This is a genomic window from Peptoniphilus hominis (ex Hitch et al. 2025) (genome assembly GCF_040096015.1).
Classification (GTDB): domain Bacteria; phylum Bacillota; class Clostridia; order Tissierellales; family Peptoniphilaceae; genus Peptoniphilus_A; species Peptoniphilus_A hominis.
Genome location: NZ_JBBMFO010000075.1, coordinates 1 through 936, shown reverse-complemented (window position 1 = coordinate 936; position 936 = coordinate 1). Strand labels below are relative to the sequence as shown.

The 936-nt window shown below is 29.3% G+C and carries 1 protein-coding gene; it reads right to left on the bottom strand.

Annotated features, from left to right (window positions below; translation table 11 throughout):
* Positions 1-125: 125 nt before the first annotated feature.
* Positions 126-782 carry a PAQR family membrane homeostasis protein TrhA gene (trhA, locus tag WMO19_RS09815; RefSeq protein ID WP_349171684.1) on the bottom strand — a complete coding sequence of 219 codons (657 nt, stop codon included), beginning with the start codon at positions 780-782 and terminating at the stop codon, positions 126-128.
* Between the last annotated feature and the right edge of the window lie 154 nt (positions 783-936).

The following is a 936-nucleotide window of genomic DNA, read 5'->3' as shown; positions in this document are numbered from 1 at the left end:
AAATGCGTATAAGTGCAATTTTTTTATATAAAAATATCTGTTAGAGATTTACTCCCCAACAGATATTATAGAGCCTTATTTTTTTACAAAAAAATTGGTCCATCAATTTGATGAACCAAAATTTTTTATGAAATATAAAGATAAAAGGCAATAAAGTGAATTATTGATGCTGCTAGGACAAAGAAGTGCCAAATTATGTGATTGCCTTTGAACTTCTTTGATTTGTAAAAATAAGTTCCTGCAGTATAAACAACGCCACCTAAAACTAAGAGAAGCATAAACTTCCAAGTTGTATTTGCTACAATTGGCTTAATTAAAAATACAGAAAGCCAACCCATGGCAATATAAATAATAACAGAAATAGTTTTTAACTTGTCATAATCTTTATATGTAGCAATCTTAAAAACTGTTCCAAAAATTGCTATTGCCCAGATTAAAATTATAAAAAATAATCTAAACTTTCCCTTTGTAAGTAAAAGTATTATTGGAGTAAAACTTCCTGCTATAAAATAATATATGGACACGTGGTCGAAAATTCTAAGAATTTTTTTTGCTCCCTTCTGCTGAATGGCATGGTAAATTGTGCTCATTAAATACATAAATATAAAGCATCCACCATATATAGAAAAGGCAACTGTCTTTAAGACCTCGCCATTTTTTGCACTTGGAATAATTAACATCAACAAGAAAATAATTCCAAGGATAACACCAATGCCGTGGCTAATAGAATTTGCTATTTCAATTAAGATATGTTCTTTTTTTGCTTTAGACTTTTCTGCCATATTCTCACTTCCTTTTGCTAATTATACTACTTTAAAGCGTGAACGTAAATATTTAATTAAAAAAGATGGGCAATGTCTGATGTGTACCCATAAAACTGGACACAATATTTAATTAACTAATTGTAGTGGATGTTAACCTATACTTTGTAGGTGG

Excerpts from the sequence above, each read along its gene's own strand:
- trhA (WP_349171684.1), bottom strand. The coding sequence starts at position 782 with ATGGCAGAAAAGTCTAAAGCAAAAAAAGAACATATCTTAATTGAAATA.